This is a genomic window from Blastococcus sp. SYSU DS0973 (assembly GCF_054051055.1).
Map to the genome: position 1 here is coordinate 287,665 of NZ_JBJHAN010000003.1, position 14,230 is coordinate 301,894.

Here is a 14,230-nt window from a genome sequence, read left to right on the forward strand (position 1 = left end):
GACCATGACGATTGCGTGACGGCGCTCCGGCCGACCGGGCCGGCGCGGGAGGCGCCGGTCAGGCCCGCTCCGCGGGCTCGGCCGCGTCGGCCTCCGCCGAGGTGTCCGGCGTCTCGCGCAGGAACAGGTACCAGTACGACGTCGCCACGAACACCACCGCGCCGACCAGGTTGCCGGCCCCGGCGAGCAGCCAGTTCAGCAGCACGTCCCCCCAGCCGATGTCCTCGACGCCGGCGAAGATCGCCGCGGGGAGGAAGAACATGTTGGCGACCACGTGGTCGAAGCCCATCGCCACGAACGCCATGATCGGGAAGAAGATCGCCAGGATCTTGCCCGACACCGTCGTCGCCGCCAGCGACATCCACACGGCGAGGCAGACCAGCCAGTTGCACCCCACCGCACGCAGGAAGGTCTGCCACGGCGTCTCCCCCAGCGCCTTGCCCTCGGCGATGCCGGCCAGCCGTTCGTGGGTCAGCCCGGCGGCACCGGTCGCGTCCGCGTCGCCGATCACCCCGGTCTGCACCGCGAGGAAGTAGGCCACGAGCAGCGCCCCGGCCAGGTTGCCCAGGAGCACCAGCGTGAGGTTGCGGGCGACGTCGCCGAGGCCGAGCTTGCCGTTCATGGCGCCGAAGGGGACCAGCAACATGTTCCCGGTGGCGAGGTCGGAGCCCGCGATCAGCACGAGCACGAGGCCGAGGGTGAAGGCCGCACCGGTGAAGAGCGTGGGCAGCGTGCCCCAGGTGGCCGGGTCCAGGCCCGAGGAGACGGTGATCGCCACCAGCCCGCCGAAGGCGATGTAGGCGCCGGCGAGGAAGGCGCTGACCAGCACCCGGTCCCACGTGCGGTGCACCTTCTTGGCACCGGTCGCGGCCGCTACCTGGGCCATCTCCTGCGGTTCACGAGCCGCCATGGTCGCCTCCTCGGGGTGGTGCCTGCCGGCCACAGCAGCCTCCCGCCGGGTCGGCCCAGCGGCAAACCGAGGACGGGAACCGGCGCTGTGGTCACCACCCCGCGACGCGGGTTGTTACAGCGGCTGCAACGGACCGCGCCCTACGTTCCGACGCCGGATCGGCCCGGCGCCGGATCGGTGCAGTGACCGCACCGAACCGGCGCGCCGGTCAGCCCTGGCGCTGGAGCACGAAGTCGTACCGGGACTCCAGCCACGGCACGTCGAGGGATCCGCCGTCGCGCGTCTGGCCCGGCTCCCGGGCGTCGAAGGAGGTGACCAGCTCCTGCTTGGTGCCGAAGACGACATCGCTGTCCAGGTACTGCGCCCCCTCCTGGAACAGGTGGGTGATGAGCGGCTCGAACCCGGGCACGTTGATCAGGAAGTGGACGTGCGCCGGCCGGAAGTGGCTGATGCCGGTACGGGCGGCCAGGTCGCCGACCGGGCCGTCCATCGGGATCGAGTAGCCCAGGGGCGCGATCGTGCGCACGCAGTACTCGCCGTCGGGCCCGGTCGTGTACTTGGCGCGCAGCCGGGCCTCGTCCACCTCGGCCAGCTGCGACTCGTAGAACCCCTCCGAGTCCGACTGCCAGACGTCGAGGACCGCACCGGCGACCGGGGCGCCGTCGAGGTCGGTCACCCGCCCGTGCAGGAACAGCGGCACCCCGGGCAGCCCGTCGGACATGTCCTCGGCGAAACCCAGCTCGGGGGAGCCCTCGATGTGGAAGGGGCCGAGCACCGTCGCCGGGGTGGCCCGGGGGTCCAGCCGGTGGTTCATCTGGACGACCAGCATCGACAGGCCGAGCACGTCGGAGGCGAGGATGAACTCCTCGCGCTTCTCGGTGCTGATCTTCCCCGTGGTGGTGAGCCACTGCATCGCGGCCATCCACTCGGCCTCGGTGAGCCGAACCTCGCGGGCGAAGTCGTGCAGGTGCCGCACGAGCGCCGTCATGACCTCGGCCAGCCGCGGATCGCGAGCGGTCGCCCACCGCTCCGCCGCCAGCTCGGTGATGTTGTCCTCGGTGACCAGTTGCACGCCGATCCTCCTGCCGTCCGGCGCGGCCGGTGCCCCGGCCGCGCGACCTCTCGCCCCCGCGGCTCCCGCGGGGTCGTGCTCGTTCAGGGCGTCAGCACGAGCCGGACGCCGGGGTCGCCGGTCGCCTGTCGGCGCCAGGCGGCGGCGACGTCGGCGAGCGGAAGCTCCTCGTGGGCCACGGCCAGGCGGCCCGCAGCGGCCTCACGGGCGATGGCCGTGACCGCGTCGGCCCGCTGGGCCGGCGTGAGCGCGTTGTTCGTGTAGCCGAGCACCGACGCCGACCTCGACCGCAGCCCCGCGGAGGAGAACTCCGCGGAGTCCCCGGCCGCGCCGCCGAGGTTGACCAGCCGCCCGCCGGGCGAGAGGGCCTGGGCGGCCGCCGTGGCGGCCGGCCCGAACACCGGGTCGACGACGAGGTCCAGGCGCCCGCCGGCGGCGTCGGCGAACCGGGTGGCGAGGGTGCCGGTCCCGCCGTCCAGCGCGACGACCGCGTCGGCGCCGGCGGCCAGGGCGCGCTCGCGCGCCGTCGCCGACCGGGCGCCCGCGACCACCCGGCCCGCACCGAGGATCCGGGCCGCGGCCACCGCGGCCTGGCCCACCGCGCCGCCGGCGCCGAGGACGAGCACGTGCTCGCCCGGGCGGAGCCCGCCGCGCCAGGTGAGCGACATCCAGGCGGCGACCGCGGACAGGCCGAGGGCGGCCATCGCCGCATCGGGGACGTCGGCATGCACCGGCACGAGCTCGTCGGCTGCGACCGCGCACCGCTGCGCCAGACTGCCGTCCCCCGGCGCCATGCCGGCGGCGGTGCTGAACCAGACGCGGGTCCCGGGCGCGGCACCGGGCCCGCTCTCCACGACCCCCGTCCCCTGCACCCCGGGGACGTAGGGCACGGCGGGACGCCCGAAGTAGGACGTGCCCGACGCGCAGAGCAGGTCCAGCGGGACCAGCGGGGCCGCGGTCACCCGGACGACGGTCGACGCCGGTCCGGGCTGGGGATCGGGGTGCTCGCGGAACTCCGGGGCCTTCCCCGGCGTGTGCAGGACGGCGGCGCGCACGGCCGGCGCCTCAGCCCGGCGTGCCGTCGCCGGTGACCGGCAGCGGCGGCGGGACGAACGGATCGGGGTCCACCGGCCGGTTGTTGAGGTCGACGGACAGGAAGACCTCGTTGGCGACCGGGTGCCGCAGCTCCTCGGCGAGCTGGCCGATCAGCCCGGCGGTCCGCGCCAGCAGCGCGAAGCCGCGGAGCAGCTCCAGCGGCAGGCCGAGATCGGCCAGGGCCGCACCGCAGACACCGGCGCCGTTGAGCGGGAGCTGCTTGCCGAGCACCTCCCGGTGCACCCGTCCGATGGCGGCGAACAGCGACAGGTGAGGGCCGTAGAGCCCCTCCTCGGCCGCGATCTCGAACAGCCGGGGCGTGCGTGGATCGCCCTGCTTGTGCACGTGGTGGCCCAGACCCGGGACGAACCGCTTGGCCGTGCGCTGCGCGGTCACCGTCGCCAGGGCGAGGGCGTCCCAGCCGGCGTCGTCGGTGGGGAGGTCGCCGTCCACGGAGGCGAGGACGTCGTGCAGGAACCGGCCGCAGTCCTCCGTCACGCCGAGGAACCGGGAGCCGCCGCCGAGGAGGCCGGCCGCCAGGGCGCCCTGGATCGAGTCGGGGGCCGACAGGTAGGTCAGCCGGGTGACGATCGCGGTCGGGGTGAAGCCGTGGTCGGCCAGCGCGGCGAGCACCGCCTCGAACACGCGGGTCTCCCCCTGGCTGGGGCGCCGCTGGGTGGCCAGCCAGAAGGCCAGCTCGCCGAAGCCCACCCGGCCCATGACGTCGCCGGCCAGGTCGCTGCCGAGCAGCGTGATCTTGTCCAGGCTGGAGGCGCCCAGCGCGGTCGGGTAGCCGGGTCGCTCGTCGCTCACCGGGTCTCCTCGGCAGCGGCCAGCCAGCGGCGGATCTCTGCGCCGTGCTCGTCCAGTCCGGGGGGCGGGAGCCGGTAGGCCGGCGGCGTCTGCGAGAAGGTGATCGGGTTGCGGACCGACGGCACGGCCGCCGCACCCTCCCCCACGCGGACCACCGGGTCCAGGCCGACCTCCTCGGCGAAGGCCACCCCCTGGTCGATGGTGTTGATCGGCCCGCACGGGACGCCGGCGGCGATGATGTCGCGGAACCACTCCTGCTTGCTGCGGGTGCGCAGCCGCTCGACGAGCAGCGGGCGGAGCTCGTCCCGGTTAGCGGTGCGGTCCTCGTTGCGGCCGAACCGCGGGTCGTCGGCGAGCTCCGGCACGCCGAGGACCTCGACGAGCCGGCGGAACTGGCCGTTGTTCCCCGCCGTGATGATCAGGTCGCCGTCGGCGCAGGGCAGCGGCTCGTAGGGGAACAGGCTGGGATGGCTGTTGCCCATCCGGAACGGGACCACGTCCCCGGCGACGTAGGCGCTGGTCTGGTTCACCAGCCCGGACAGCGCCGAGGAGAGCAGGTTGACCTCGATGTGCTGCCCCTGCCCGGTGGCGTGGCGGTGGTTGACAGCCGACAGCACGCCGATGGTCGCGTGCAGCCCGGCCATGACGTCGAAGAGGGCGACCCCGGCGCGGTAGGGCGAGCCGTCGGTGTCGCCGGTCAGGCTCATGAACCCCGAGATGGCCTGCACGATGAGGTCGTAGCCGGGCAGCGGCGCACCCTTCGGCCCGCTGCCGAAACCGCTGATCGAGGCGTAGACGACGCCGGGGTTCGTCGCGGCGACGGAGTCGTAGTCCAGGCCGAAGCGCGCCAGGCCGCCCGGCTTGAAGTTCTCGACCACCACATCGGCGCGGCGGGCCAGCTCGCGGGCGGCATCGGCGTCGGCGTCGTCCTTGAGGTCCAGGGCCACCGAGCGCTTGTTCCGGTTGATGCCCATGTAGTAGGTCGAGACGCCCTCGCGCACGGGCGGCTGCCAGGTGCGGGTGTCGTCGCCCGTGGGCCCCTCCACCTTGACCACCTCGGCGCCGAGGTCGGCGAGCAGCATGGTGGCGTACGGACCGGCCAGGATGCGGGAGAAGTCGGCCACCAGGAGCCCGGAGAGGGGCCCCGGGGCCGCCGATGCGGTGCTCGCCCGATCCGTCGCGTCAGCGCTCATCTGCGGTTCGCCACTCCTCACCAGCCCTACACGGACCACTGTCCGCGCTCGTCGTCGCAGTCTCTGCCGGGCTCGCGACGCCTGTCAACCGCAGCGCAGCGGCTCAGGCGGCCCCTGGGCCCGCTGTTGACACCCGGCGCCCGAACGGCGAAGGTGACGCAGGTCGCACGGGCTGTCCGTTCTGCGGACGCTCGTCCGGCGATGAGACGACGACCAGGAGGAGACGATGACCCAGTCCGAGCCCACTCCGGTGGCCGGCCGGCCGGTGGTCCTGCGCGGCGGGACCGTGCTGACCATGGACAGCAGTTGCACGGTGCTCGACCGCGCCGACGTCCTGGTCGTCGACGACCGGATCGCCGGCGTCGGGCCTGCCCTGGAGGTGCCCGAGGGCACCCAGGAGATCGACGCCCGCGGCGGCATCGTCATGCCGGGGATGATCGACACCCACCGGCACATGTGGCAGACGGCGATGCGCGGCTACGGCGCCGACTGGACCCTGACCCAGTACTTCGTCTGGTACTACCTCGAGCACGGGAAGAAGTTCCGGCCCGAGGACGTCGCCGCGGGCAACCGGCTCTCGGCACTGGAGGCCCTCGAGTCGGGGGTCACCACCACCGTCGACTGGTCGCACGGCCTGCAGACCGTCGACCACGCCGAGGCCGCCGTCGCGGCGCTGCGCTCGGTACCGGGCCGCTTCGTGCTCGCCTACGGCAACATCCAGGCCGCACCGTGGGAGTGGACCGCCGACCCGGCGGTCCGCGCGTTCCTGGAGCGCCACCGCGACGCGGCCGACGACCGCCTCGGTCTGCAACTCGCCTTCGACGTCACCGGTGACCCGGCCTTCCCGGAGAAGGGCTGCGTTCGAGGTGGCCCGCGAGCTCGACCTGCCGGTCACCACGCACGCCGGGGTGTGGGGCGCGACCAACGACGACGGCATCCGGCTCATGCACGAGCACGGCTTCATGACCCCCGAGACGGTGTACGTCCACGCGGCGACCCTGACCCCGGACTCCTACCACCGCATCGCCGCCACCGGCGGATCGATCTCGGTGTCCACCGAGTCCGAGCAGAGCGCCGGCCAGGGCTACCCGCCCACCTGGCAGGTCCGCTCGCACGGCATCCCGGTCTCGCTGTCGATGGACACCAGCGTCTGGTGGAGCGGCGACCTCTTCTCGGCCATGCGGACCACGCTGGGCGCCGACCGCTCCCGGGAGCACTTCGAGGCGCACCTGACCGGGGACACGGTGACCCACCTGCAGCTGCGCGCTCAGGACGTCGTCCAGTGGGCCACCCGCGGCGGGGCGCTGACGCTGGGCCGCGACGACCTGGGCAGCCTGGAGCCGGGGATGAAGGCCGACGTCGTGCTGATCAAGAACGACGCCTCCCCGGGCTCCTTCCCGATGCTCAACCCGTTCGGCCACGTCGCCTTCCAGGCCCAGCGCGGCGACGTGCACACCGTCCTGGTCGACGGCCGGGTGGTGAAGCACGCGCACCGCCTGGTCGACGTCGACCTGGCGGCGGTGCGGCGCGAGGTCGAGTCGACGGTGGACCACCTGCGCGGCGCCATGGGCGAGGAGGCGTGGACCGGCGGGATGTACCCGGACCTGCCCGACGCCGAGGTGCTGGACAATCCGTACCAGTACACCGACTACAAGTCACACGGCACGCACGCCGCCCGTGAGCAGGTGTTCGAGGATCACCTGGCCACCGAGCGGCCGGCCGGCGAGCAGCCGATCAGCCACCACTGAGCGGTCCGGGCCGGCGGTCCCGCGCACATCCGGCAGCGGGGTGCGCGGGCCCGCCCTCCACCGGCACCGAGGAGAGGACCACGGACATGGCAGGGCGCGGCACCGGGCCCGACTTCGTCGAGGCGCTCGCGCGGGGGCTCGACGTCCTCGCCTGCTTCGACCGGGACTCCCCCACCATGTCGCTCACCGAGGTGGCCGCCGCGGCGGGGCTGGCCCGGCCCACCGCACGGCGGCTGCTGCTCACCCTCGAGGAGCTCGGCTTCGTCCGGTCCCGCGACGGGACGTTCTCCCTCACCCCCAAGGTGTTGACCCTCGGGATGGCCTACGTGGGTGCGCTCGGGCTGTGGGACATCGCCCGACCACACCTGGAGGACCTGGTCGCCCGTACCGGGGAGTCCTCGTCGATGGCGCAGCTCGACGGCTCCGACATCGTCTACGTCGCCCGGGTGTCGGTGCCCAAGCTGATCGCGCTCCGCGTCGACATCGGCACCCGCTTCCCCGCCACCCAGACCTCCCAGGGAAAGGTGCTGCTCGCGGCGCTGTCGCCCGATGAGCTGGCCGACACCCTCGCCCAGCGCAGCCGGGCCGGCCTGCCACCGATGATCGGCCGGTCGCCCGAGCAGCTGCGCGCCGAGCTGACCGAGGTGCGCGCCCGTGGCTGGGCGCTCGCCGACGAGGAGCTGGCCCCGGGCGTGCGCTCGGTGGCGGTCCCCGTCCGGGACGGCGCCGGCGTGGTGCGCGCGGCGATGAACGTGACGGTGCACGCGGCGGAGACGTCCACCGACCGCCTCCTGCGCGACCACCTGCCGCTGCTGCTGCGGACGGCGGGCGACGTCAGCGCCGAGTGGGCGATGTGGCAGGCCCGGCCGCACACCGAGGTCTCGCCCCACGGCACCGTCGGCGACGACACGGCCTCGACCTGACGCCGCGCGGCTACCTCCTCGCCCCGATGTCGACGAACCGTGACGGCCGTGTGCCAGGGTGCCCTCCGTGACCGCCGTTCTCAGCATCCAGTCGCACGTCACCTACGGGCACGTGGGCAACTCCTCGGCCGTGTTCCCGCTGCAGCGCCTCGGCATCGAGGTGTGGCCGGTGCACACCGTGCAGTTCTCCAACCACACCGGTTACGGCGAGTGGCGGGGCCGGGTCTACGACGGCCAGTCGATCGACGAGCTGGTGCAGGGCGTGGCCGAGCGCGGTGTGCTGGGCAGCTGCGACGCCGTGCTCTCGGGCTACCTCGGGTCGGCCGACATCGGGCACGCCGTCGTCGGCGCGGTGGCCCGTGTGCGGGGGGCCAATCCCCAGGCCGTCTACTGCTGCGACCCGGTCATCGGCGACGTCGGCCGCGGCGTCTTCGTGCGGCCGGGCATCGCGGAGTTCATGCGTGAGGTCGCGGTCCCCGCCGCGGACGTCGTGACGCCCAACCACTACGAGCTCGACCTGCTCTCCGGCACGGCCACCCGCTCGCTGGCCTCGGTCAAGGACGCCGTCGCCGCGGTGCAGGCGCTCGGCCCCCGAGCGGTGCTCACCACCTCGCTGGTCGCCGAGGACACCCCGGACGACGCGGTGGACCTGCTGGCGTCGGAGGGCGGACGGCACTTCCGGGTCCGCACGCCCCGGCTGGGCGTGTCGGTCAACGGCGCCGGCGACGCGATCGCCGCTCTGTTCCTCGCGCACTGGCTCGACACCCGCTCGGCGGCCGAGGCGCTGGGCCGGGCGGCGGCGTCGGTGTTCGGGCTGCTCCAGCGCACCGAGGACGCCCGCTCCCGCGAGATCCTGCTGGTGGCCGCGCAGGAGGAGTTCGTCGCCCCGTCGCGCACCTTCCCCGTCGAGGAGGTCTGACCCGGCTCAGCGCCCGGCGAGGGTCGCCGCGATCCGGGTGATCGTCGGCTCCTCGACCGGCAGGTGCGGCAGTACGCCCGTCACCTCGTCGGGCTCCAGGCCGGCGTCCCCCAGCGCGGCGAGGAGCAGGTCCGCCTCGGCCGGCGGGACCGGCACCGCGCAGCCGGAGTCCTCCAGGGCCGCTCGGGCCAGGAACAGCGCCCCCGCCAGGCCCTCGTCGGGAGTCGGGGCGGGGGCCGGCGCAGCCGCCCGGGTGGCCGCCTCGGCCGCGCGGACGAGCGAGAGAGGCAGGCCCTCGGCCTCCACCTCGATCAGCGGGACGTCGCGCAGCGCGGCGAGGACGAGGTGCTCGGCGTCGATGCGCAGCGGCGCCTCCCAGCCCCCGGCGCGCACGACGTCCCCGACGTCGGCCGGGTCCTCGCCCAGGTCCTCGGCGAGCTCGGCCCACTCCGCCCGGCGGGTGGTGCGCGCCCGCTCACCGGCCACTCGGCAGGTCTCGGTGACGAAGGGCACGAGCACCTCGTCGTCGAACCGCTCGGCCTCGAGCCGGCCGTCCGGGCCGATCATGGTGAGCGCGTCCTGGAAGCTGCCGGGGCGGGCGTCCTCGAGGTCGACCCGGCCGTCCTCCTCGCTGCCCAGCGGCTGCCCGTTGGCCGCGCGCTCCCCCACCGTCAGCCCGCTGGGCACGATCCGGCCGGAGCGGCGCCGGTAGTGCGGGCGGTCGGAGAGCCCGACGGCCCACGCGCAGCTCTCGGCGATCAGCGCAACGCCGCGCTCGCGCAGCACCTCGCGGGTCAGCAGGCCCATCCAGTCGACGTCGAACACGCCCTCCACTGTCCCCGACCGGTCAGCCGGCGGCACCTGTCGGCTCGGTCACCGGCAGCAGGACCCGGAAGCGCGCGTCCCCCGCACGGACGCCACCCGGACGTCCCGACCGTGGCGCTCGACGACGATCCGCCACGAACACGTCGGGCCCAGCCCCGTGCCCTGACCGACGGGCCTGGTCGTGAGGAAGGGCTCGTCGAGTGCCGGCGCTGTCCCCGCCGCAGCACCGCCCCCTCGACCAGCCGGCGCCCGACCGCGCGGTCGGGTGCCCGCCGGCCGGACCCTTCGCCTGCGCCGAGCACGCGCGCCCGGGGCGGTGCTGCGGGGATCACTCGGCGGCGGCGCCGGCGGTGCTGCCCTTGGCCTGCCCGCTGCTGGGGCCGCCGACCCACACGGTCTTGGCGTTCATGAACTCCCGCATGCCCAGCTCGGTGAGCTCCCGGCCGTAGCCGCTCTGCTTGATGCCGCCGAAGGGCAGGTCCGGATAACTGGCGGTCATCCCGTTGATGAACGCCATGCCGGAGGCGATGTCCCGGACGAACTGCGCCCGCTCGTCCTCGTCCTCGCTCCAGAGGTTCGACCCCAGCCCGTAGACGTGGCTGTTGGCGATCTCGATCGCCTCGTCGAGCGAGTCGACGGTGTAGAGGGCGGCGACGGGTCCGAACACCTCCTCCGAGTGCACCTTCATCTCCGGCGTGACCCCGGTGAGCAGGGTGGGAGCGTAGAACCAGCCGGGCCGGTCCAGCCGCTGCCCGCCGACCACCACCGTGGCGCCCTTGCTCCGGGCGTCCTCGACGTAGTCCTCGACGTCCTGCAGGCCGGATTCGGTGGCCAGCGGGCCCACCTGGGTGTCGGCGTCCATCGGATCCCCGACGGTCAGCGCCCCGATCTTCTCGGCGAACAGCCGGGTGAACTCCTCGGCCACGTCGCGGTGCACGAAGAACCGCTTCGCCGCGATGCAGCTCTGCCCGTTGTTCTGGTTGCGGGCCGTGGTGGCCACCTCCGCGGCGGTGTCCAGATGGGCCGAGGGCATCACGATGAACGGATCCGACCCACCCAGCTCCAGCACCGTCTTCTTCAGCGCGTCACCGGCAATCGCGGCCACCGACTGCCCGGCCGGGCCGCTGCCGGTCAGCGTCGCGGCCATGACCCGGTCGTCGCGCAGCACCTTCTCGACGGTCGACGAGCCGATCAGCAGGGTCTGGAAGACGTCGTCGGGGAAGCCGGCCTTGCGGAAGATCTCCTCCATGTACAGCGCCGTCTGCGGCACGTTGCTCGCGTGCTTGAGCAGGCCGACGTTGCCGGCCATCAGCGCCGGGGCGGCGAAGCGCATCGCCTGCCAGAGCGGGAAGTTCCACGGCATGACCGCGAGCACCACGCCGAGCGGCTGGTGGACGACGTAGGCTCGCTCGGCGCCGACGGCCGCGGCGTCCTTGTCCTCGGGCTCGAGGAAGGCCGGGCCGCGCTCGGCGTACCAGCGCAGCGCCTTCACGCACTTGCCCACCTCGGCCTTCGCCGAGGCGAGGGTCTTGCCCATCTCGGTGGTCATGAGCTCGGCGACGGAGTCGGCGTCGGTGTCCAGGACGTCGGCGGCGGCCGACAACCAGCCGGCCCGCTGCTGCGGCGTGGTCAGCCGGTAGCTCGCGAACGCCTGGGCGGCCCGGGCGATCTTGTCCTCGAGGGCCTCGTCGGTGAGCGGCTCGTAGGTCTTGAGCGTCTCCCCGGTGGCTGGGTTGATCGTGGCGATGGACATGGTTCTCTCCCTCCTGGTGCGCTCTCCCCTGCCCGGACGCAGGCAGGTGAAACCGGCGGCCGGCAGGTGCCCTGCGCCGCCTCGGTCCGCTGAGCGCCCGCCACCTGGTCGGCTGCGGCATCGCCGCGGTCGCCGGCACCCGGAACTCGCGGGTGCGGTCCGGTGCCGCCGGCCGCGACCGGCTTCCGGCACCTGTGGGTCGCGAGTGGCGGACGGAGCACCTGCGGCTGACCGATCCCCGGCGAGGGCCTACCGTGGAGCATCGGTTCGCGGCGGCGGACGCAACAGGCAGGGGTGCACGTGGACTGGACGGCAGCAGGTGGGGTGGGACATCCCCCCGCCGGGGGCTTTCCGCACGACGCCCTCCTGTACGACTCGACCGACCAACTGGTCGCCACCGCCGCCCCCTTCCTGCGTGCCGGGCTGGACGCCGGCGAGGCCGCCGTGGTGGCGGCGTCGCCCGAGGGCGCCACCGCGCTGCGCGAGGCCCTGGACGGCGATCCGCGACTGCTGGTGCTCGACCGCGGTGAGGCCTACCAGCAGCGCACGCCCGCCGCGATCACCGCCTTCCGCCGGCTGGCCCAGCAGCAGACCGCCGGTGGGGCCCCGCGGGTCCGCGTCGTCGGCGAGCTGGACTACGGGCGCACCGAGCGGGAGTGGCTCGAGTGGGAGCGGTACGAGTCTGTCATCAACGAGGCGCTGCGCGGGTGGGACATGTGGGGTGTCTGCGCCTTCGACACCCGGCACTCGCCCGAGCCGGTGCTCGCGTCCGCCATCCGCACGCACCCCCACGTCGTCACCCCGGCCGGGCGCACGCCCAACCGCGGGTACACCGATCCGGCCGAGTACCTCCGCGCGCTCCCGGTGCCCGCCGAGCCGCTCGAGCGCACGCCCCCGCGCTTCGCCGCCGCCGACGTCGCCGACTTCATCGGCCTGCGGCACGCCGTGGCCGCGGAGCTGGCCGCCGTTCCGGCCTCCGCCGACGTGGTCGAGGACTTCCTCCTGGCCGTCGACGAGATGACCTCCAACGCCGTCCGCCACGGGCGGCCGCCGGTGAGCCTCCAGCTCTGGACCGCGCCGGACCGCATGGTGTGCAGGATCAGCGACGGCGGACCCGGCTGGGACGATCCGTTCGCGGGCTACGGCCCCGCGCACGGCGAGGACCTCTCGCACGGCGGCATGGGGCTGTGGCTGGCTCGCCAGCTGTGCGACCACGTCGACATCGCCGGCGGCGAGCACCACCCGGGCGACGGCGGCGTCAGCGTCCGGCTGACCACCGTTCTGCGCTGATCCCGCCGGAACTTCCGGCCAGTGGAGCCCCCCGGCCCGCGGTGCGATCCCGGACGGCGATACTGGGCGCGGTAATCGGCGAGCGATGGGAGCACTGTGGTGGATCGGACACGCGCGTACCACGGGCGGGACACCGTCCCCGTCGAGTTGGCCCGCCGGTGAACAAGGTCGTCGCCTCCGCCCGGGAGGCCGTGGCCGACATCGAACCGGGCTCGGTGCTGGCGGTGGGCGGGTTCGGGCTGTGCGGGGTGCCGTTCGTGCTGATCGACGCACTGCTGGAGCAGGGCACCGACGGGCTGACGACGATCTCCAACAACTGCGGGGTCGACGACCAGGCGCTGGGCGTGCTGCTCTACGCCGGGCGGATCCGCCGCACGATCTCCTCCTTCGTCGGCGGCAACAAGGAGCTCGCCCGGCTCTACCTCTCCGGTGAGCTGGAGGTCGAGCTGACCCCGCAGGGCACGCTGGCCGAGCGGCTGCGCGCCGGCGGCACCGGCATTCCCGCCTTCTACACGCCGACCGGCGTGGGCACGATGGTCGCCGACGGCGGCATCCCGATCCGCTACGCCCCCGACGGCACCGTCACCGAGGTGAGCGCACCCAAGGAGGTGCGCGAGTTCGACGGCCGCCAGTACGTGCTGGAGACCGCGCTGACCGCCGACTACGGCCTGGTCCGCGCCGCCGTCGGCGACCGGCACGGCAACCTGGTGTTCCACGAGTCGGCGCGCAACTTCAACCCGCTGGCCGGCATGGCCGCCCGCGTCACCGTCGCCGAGGTCGAGGAGCTCGTCGAACCCGGCGAGATCCTGCCCGAGGACGTGCACCTGCCCGGGGTATTCGTCGACCGCGTCGTCGTCGTCGGCCCGGAGGGCAAGCGGATCGAGAGGCGCACCACCCGCCCCCGCCCCGCGGCGGGCACCGCCGACACCGCCGCGCCGGCCGCCGCCGGCGAGGAAGCGACCGGAGGAGCAGCCTGATGTCCCTGTCCCGCGAGCAGCTGGCCGCCCGCGTCGCGCTGGAGCTGGAGGACGGCTCCTACGTCAACCTCGGCATCGGCATGCCCACCCTGGTGCCCAACTACGTGCCCGACGGCGTCCACGTCGTCCTGCACTCGGAGAACGGCGTCCTGGGCGTGGGGCCCTACCCCTTCGAGGGCGAGGAGGACCCCGACCTGATCAACGCCGGCAAGGAGACCGTCACCGTCCTGCCGGGCGCCAGCTTCTTCGACTCCGCGCTGTCGTTCGGCATGATCCGGGGCCAGCACCTCGACGTCGCCATCCTGGGGGCCATGCAGGTCAACCCCCGCGGCGACCTCGCCAACTGGCTCATCCCCGGCAAGATGGTCAACGGCATGGGCGGTGCCATGGACCTCGTCCACGGCGCCAAGCGCGTCATCATCATGATGGAGCACGTCGCCCGCGACGGTTCGCCCAAGATCGTCGACGAGTGCACCCTGCCGCTGACCGGCAAGGCCTGCGTGGACCGCATCGTCACCGACCTCGCCGTCATCGACGTCACCGACTCGGGCCTGGTGCTGCGGGAGACCGCTCCCGGCGTCACCGCCGACGAGGTGGTGGCCGCCACCGGCGCGCCGCTCACCGTCGCCGAGGACCTCCGCGAGATGCCCCTGCCCGCTGCCGTCTGACGGCGCCGGGGGTCGGGTCGCCGTCGTCCGGATCGGGACGACGG

General features: G+C 73.9%; 12 protein-coding genes and 2 pseudogenes. 7 read left to right on the forward strand and 7 right to left on the reverse strand.

Going from position 1 to position 14,230, the window contains the following annotated elements; genetic code table 11:
• Positions 1 to 58: 58 nt before the first annotated feature.
• From ACI791_RS08115 to ACI791_RS08135, 5 genes are all read right to left on the reverse strand, one after another.
• Positions 59 to 910, reverse strand: coding sequence for a formate/nitrite transporter family protein (locus tag ACI791_RS08115; RefSeq protein ID WP_456585587.1), 852 nt, complete (start codon positions 908 to 910; stop codon positions 59 to 61).
• A 208-nt stretch (positions 911 to 1,118) separates the two neighbouring features.
• A complete protein-coding gene (locus ACI791_RS08120) occupies positions 1,119 to 1,982 on the reverse strand; it encodes a dioxygenase family protein (RefSeq protein WP_456585588.1) in 864 nt (287 codons plus the stop codon).
• An 83-nt stretch (positions 1,983 to 2,065) separates the two neighbouring features.
• Positions 2,066 to 3,037: a quinone oxidoreductase family protein gene (locus tag ACI791_RS08125; RefSeq protein ID WP_456585589.1), complete on the reverse strand. Its 972-nt coding sequence runs from the start codon at positions 3,035 to 3,037 to the stop codon at positions 2,066 to 2,068.
• Between the two features lie 10 nt (positions 3,038 to 3,047).
• Entirely contained in the window at positions 3,048 to 3,890 is an 843-nt protein-coding gene (locus ACI791_RS08130; protein WP_456585590.1) for a citryl-CoA lyase, read from the reverse strand.
• The gene (locus ACI791_RS08135) at positions 3,887 to 5,083 is read right to left on the reverse strand and encodes a CaiB/BaiF CoA transferase family protein (RefSeq protein WP_456585591.1); all 1,197 of its coding nucleotides are present in this window, start codon (positions 5,081 to 5,083) and stop codon (positions 3,887 to 3,889) included. The genes ACI791_RS08130 and ACI791_RS08135 overlap by 4 nt, the downstream gene beginning before the upstream one ends.
• 469 nt (positions 5,084 to 5,552) lie before the next feature.
• On the opposite strand from ACI791_RS08135, the pseudogene ACI791_RS08140 reads away from it, so the two are divergent.
• From ACI791_RS08140 to pdxY, 4 genes and pseudogenes are all read left to right on the forward strand, one after another.
• Positions 5,553 to 5,750: pseudogene (locus tag ACI791_RS08140) on the forward strand (amidohydrolase family protein); the annotation flags it as partial.
• Positions 5,751 to 5,898: 148 nt separating this feature from the next.
• A pseudogene (locus tag ACI791_RS08145) lies at positions 5,899 to 6,831 on the forward strand (amidohydrolase family protein); the annotation flags it as partial.
• A gap of 86 nt (positions 6,832 to 6,917) precedes the next feature.
• On the forward strand, positions 6,918 to 7,754 hold the full coding sequence (locus ACI791_RS08150) for an IclR family transcriptional regulator domain-containing protein (protein WP_456585592.1): 837 nt from the start codon (positions 6,918 to 6,920) through the stop codon (positions 7,752 to 7,754).
• 67 nt (positions 7,755 to 7,821) lie between these two features.
• The gene (pdxY, locus tag ACI791_RS08155) at positions 7,822 to 8,673 is read left to right on the forward strand and encodes a pyridoxal kinase PdxY (protein WP_456585593.1); all 852 of its coding nucleotides are present in this window, start codon (positions 7,822 to 7,824) and stop codon (positions 8,671 to 8,673) included.
• Between the two features lie 6 nt (positions 8,674 to 8,679).
• On the opposite strand, the gene ACI791_RS08160 is transcribed toward pdxY, so the two are convergent.
• Both ACI791_RS08160 and ACI791_RS08165 read right to left on the reverse strand, forming a co-directional pair.
• Positions 8,680 to 9,498, reverse strand: a complete 819-nt coding sequence (locus ACI791_RS08160; RefSeq protein WP_456585594.1) for a hypothetical protein — start codon at positions 9,496 to 9,498, stop codon at positions 8,680 to 8,682.
• 328 nt (positions 9,499 to 9,826) lie between these two features.
• Positions 9,827 to 11,251: an NADP-dependent succinic semialdehyde dehydrogenase gene (locus ACI791_RS08165; protein WP_456585595.1), complete on the reverse strand. Its 1,425-nt coding sequence runs from the start codon at positions 11,249 to 11,251 to the stop codon at positions 9,827 to 9,829.
• 324 nt (positions 11,252 to 11,575) lie between these two features.
• Here ACI791_RS08165 and ACI791_RS08170 point away from each other — a divergent pair, with 324 nt between their 5' ends.
• The 3 genes from ACI791_RS08170 (at position 11,576) to ACI791_RS08180 (ending at position 14,186) form a co-directional block, all read left to right on the forward strand.
• Entirely contained in the window at positions 11,576 to 12,541 is a 966-nt protein-coding gene (locus tag ACI791_RS08170; protein ID WP_456585596.1) for an anti-sigma factor RsbA family regulatory protein, read from the forward strand.
• A 158-nt stretch (positions 12,542 to 12,699) separates the two neighbouring features.
• On the forward strand, positions 12,700 to 13,518 hold the full coding sequence (locus ACI791_RS08175; RefSeq protein ID WP_456585597.1) for a CoA transferase subunit A: 819 nt from the start codon (positions 12,700 to 12,702) through the stop codon (positions 13,516 to 13,518).
• Positions 13,518 to 14,186, forward strand: coding sequence for a CoA transferase subunit B (locus ACI791_RS08180; protein ID WP_347057087.1), 669 nt, complete (start codon positions 13,518 to 13,520; stop codon positions 14,184 to 14,186). Before ACI791_RS08175 ends, ACI791_RS08180 begins: the two co-directional genes overlap by 1 nt.
• The last annotated feature ends 44 nt before the right edge of the window (positions 14,187 to 14,230 follow it).